3 protein-coding genes and 4 tRNA genes are annotated in these 3,413 nt (G+C 47.7%); 5 read left to right on the top strand and 2 right to left on the bottom strand.

Features of this window, described 5'->3' with window-relative positions; translation table 11 throughout:
- The first annotated feature begins 101 nt into the window (after positions 1–101).
- From Q0986_RS17310 to Q0986_RS17290, 5 genes are all read left to right on the top strand, one after another.
- Positions 102–223 (top strand) — tRNA-Val (locus tag Q0986_RS17310).
- 100 nt (positions 224–323) lie between these two features.
- A tRNA-Arg gene (locus Q0986_RS17305) sits at positions 324–396 on the top strand.
- 6 nt (positions 397–402) lie between these two features.
- A tRNA-Ala gene (locus tag Q0986_RS17300) sits at positions 403–501 on the top strand.
- Positions 502–506: 5 nt separating this feature from the next.
- Positions 507–583: transfer RNA gene (locus tag Q0986_RS17295), tRNA-His, on the top strand.
- Positions 584–883: 300 nt separating this feature from the next.
- The gene (locus Q0986_RS17290) at positions 884–2,083 is read left to right on the top strand and encodes an integrase arm-type DNA-binding domain-containing protein (RefSeq protein WP_299413331.1); all 1,200 of its coding nucleotides are present in this window, start codon (positions 884–886) and stop codon (positions 2,081–2,083) included.
- 18 nt (positions 2,084–2,101) lie between these two features.
- Here Q0986_RS17290 and Q0986_RS17285 read toward each other — a convergent pair whose 3' ends face one another.
- Together Q0986_RS17285 and Q0986_RS17280 are read right to left on the bottom strand one after the other, a co-directional pair.
- A complete protein-coding gene (locus Q0986_RS17285) occupies positions 2,102–2,857 on the bottom strand; it encodes a hypothetical protein (protein ID WP_299413328.1) in 756 nt (251 codons plus the stop codon).
- Positions 2,858–2,878: 21 nt separating this feature from the next.
- On the bottom strand, positions 2,879–3,413 hold a 535-nt coding region (locus Q0986_RS17280), incomplete at its 5' end, for a peptidoglycan DD-metalloendopeptidase family protein (RefSeq protein WP_299413324.1).

Raw genomic sequence — 3,413 nt, 5'->3', positions numbered from 1 at the left:
CGAACAACTCTCGTTATCCGCTTTGGGCGAGTGTGATGTAGCAGTAGCATCTGGCGGTGCCAACGCCAGCGCGTGAGTGCGAATCTCACCACTCGCTTTATGGTCCTGTAACTCAGCCTGGGAGAGTGCCTTTCTTACAAAAAGGTGGCCGTAGGTAGCTCCCAGCCCCTTTGGGGCGGCTTCGCCAACGGAGCCGCTTTGCGTACGAATCCTACCGGGACCATCAGTGGGGGATAGCTCTGGTGAGCGGCTTCGCCTTATAAGCGAGGGGACCAGATTAGTCTAGACGGCTGGGATCATAACCCAGATCCCCTACCAAGCCTGGGAGTGTCGCCTAAGGGATGGGGCACCGATCTTCTAAATCGGTCTGTGTGGGTTCAAATCCTACCACTCCCGCTATATGGGTCTGTAGCTTAATTGGGAAAGCATCTGCCTTGCAAGCAGAAAGATGTCGGTATCTCCTATCGGAGACGCTATACGTACAAATCCGACCAGAATCCACTGTGTTGGCCGAATCCGAAGTGGACGAGGAGCTAGATTGTGATCCTAGTGTTAGCGGGTTCGAGTCCCGTCGGTCAACCCAATTCACGCTTTATGGAAGGTGCCGCCGAATGGTCGACAACTGGTCTTGAAAATCAGGGTATGGTTCGCTGTAGGGGTTCGATTCCTCCACCTTCCTTTTACATTCAGTCTACTGACGTCCTACAATAAATAATCAAGAGGTAAAATATCCCTATTTATAGTTATTGTAGGCTTGTTATAATCCACTAATATCCAACGACATCTGGCAACATCCAAAGAATGCGGGGGTACTTATGGGGGTATTTACAGGGTATCGCTTCAATCCATACCCCCATTTAGATATCTATCAAGGCTTCTAAATATGCCTCTTATCAACCGTCTTAGAGACATTCAAGTTAGGCAGGCTAAGCCTAAAGACAAGGCTTATAAGCTATTTGATGGGGGTGGACTGTTCTTGATGGTGACCAAAGCAGGGACTAGGCTTTGGCGCTACAAATATCGATACAACGGCAAAGAAAACACATACTCAATTGGTAGATACCCCCAAATTTCCCTGCAAGAGGCGCGTATGAGGCATCTTAAGGTGCGTCAAATGTTGGCAGATGGCATTGATCCAAACACTAACAAGAGAAGGCAACGATTCACCTCATACACGGAACAGGGCAATACGTTTCAGGTAATAGCTGAAGACTGGTTCAATCGCAACAAGCATCAATGGACTCAGTCCTATGCTCAGTCGATTATGAGCAAATTGAAGCGGGATATATACCCTGATTTGGCAAATAGGCCGATCACTGAAATTACTACCCCTGAGCTACTAGAATCAATTCGTGCAATCGAGGCGAGAGGAGCGATTGAAGCTGCCCATCGGACTTTGGGCATTTGCTCACAGGTTTTTAAGTTTGCGATCGCCACAGGTAAATCAGTTAATAATCCTGCCTTACACCTTCAAGGGGCGTTGATTCCTGTCCAACGTAGACACTTGGCTGCAATCACGGACCCCAAAAGAGTCGGACAGCTGCTGAGAATGATCGATGCTTACGAAGGATCGATGATCGTCAAGAGTGCCCTAAAATTAGCCCCATTAGTATTCGTTCGTCCTGGAGAGTTACGTACTGCTAGATGGGACGACATTGATTGGCAGGCATCGGAGTGGCGATTTCTGGTGACCAAAACAAACACGGATCACGTTGTCCCTTTAGCAACCCAGGCCATTGATATATTAAAGACGATTCATTTGCTCACGCACCGAAGTGAGTATGTATTCCCCAGTGCCAGGTCTTTCTTAAGACCCCTATCTAATAACGGGGTTTTAGTGGCCCTTCGAGCCATGGGTATCACAAAAGAAGAAATGTCTGGTCATGGGTTCAGGGCAATGGCTAGAACCCTAATCGCTGAACAGTTAAATTACCGTGCTGAACTCTTAGAACATCAGTTAGCCCATACCGTCAGGGATCCACTTGGGAGAGCCTACGACAGAACACAGTTTCTAAAAGAACGTCGGGAAATGATGCAGCGTTGGGCTAATTATTTGGACGAGTTACGAAATACCACAATTTAGCGCATGATTCATGCCTCGTCAGCTTTTTGGCCGATCAGTTATGAAACGATAGTACTCCTTATCCCTTTCCTGTTGAGTCAACTTCAAGTCGAACCATTTCGGTAGCTTAATCTTCATTGAATTCAGGGCCAGTACAGATTCATCGTCTAAGCCCATCTGAAAAGGGCCAGTTGTAGTCAACCGCTCTGTCAGATAATCTTGCAGATCAGCACCATGTTTTTGTTCTAGCGTGGCTCCCAAATACGCCCATCTGAGCTTCTGAATCTTGACGCGAACGAATTTGTCGAAGGCAACCAATGGTTCAGAACGAATTGACTTTATTGTTGGCTTGCATCCTAAGGTCGGGTCGACTCTCATTAAAGCAAAATCTAAGTTGGGCTCAGGAACTTTGAATCGGGTTGCATGTGAATGTGCATGATCTGTAGGGACTTGGTGCATATCTTTCCCGAGGCTTGGAGAGACCTTAATACCCTCTGGCACGTCTGGAATGGGCACTGGCTGATCAAAATCATAGGTAAAGGCGACCACAGTATATTGTTTAACCACGCCCACTTTTTCGAGGAATTTACCCCGAGGGGCCAGGCAATTATCTGTAAAATGATCGACATCTTTATCTTTGAGTAGCGCAGGTTTAGTTTTTTTGGTTTGTGCCTGAGCGCTAGGCTTCTGAGGGTTGAGAGCATTCCAAGCCCAACCCCCCAGGCTAGCTAAGCCAACAGCCAACAGAATGAATATTTCTTTTTTGAAATTTCTGATCATGATGAATACCTTCATCGAAATTGTTGGTGATCGTAGCTATGGGCGACCACTTAGAAAGTGTTGAGGGTCCACAGGAACGCCGCCAACTCTAACCTCAAAATGGCTATGTGGTCCTGTGCTTAAGCCAGTGCTTCCCATAAGGGCGATAACCTGACCTTTCTTTACGGCTTGCCCTGGAGTCACGAGGAGTTGCGAGTTATGCCCATATCTGAGTTGATGTCCTGTACACTCAACCCTTAAAAACACGGCATAACCGAGGCCTCCAGCATATTCTGAAACCTCAATGAACCCACCTTCCCCAGCTTTATGAACCTGTCTCATGGAGAGGTTGTGGCGTCCTTTCCACTGGTTGTAGCGACGGCAAAATTGACCGTAGCTTATGCTCCACTCCTGATGATCAATCCCTTCTTGCCATAACAGCGCGAGGGTGATCCCTTTCGCTTGCAGTTCCGTATGAATGGGGTCAAAGTCAATGACGTCATGCTTGGGTTGGCGGGATTGACGCTTGCCCAGCATGGCTTGAGCTTCGCTATCGGTCAGTCCCTGAAGTTGTTCGTAGCTCAGGTGTTTC

Origin of the sequence: Acaryochloris sp. IP29b_bin.148 (assembly GCF_028285565.1) — a bacterium.
Lineage (GTDB): Bacteria > Cyanobacteriota > Cyanobacteriia > Thermosynechococcales > Thermosynechococcaceae > Acaryochloris.
The sequence above is the reverse complement of the archived record's forward strand: the minus strand, read 5'-3'. Positions and strand labels throughout refer to the sequence as shown.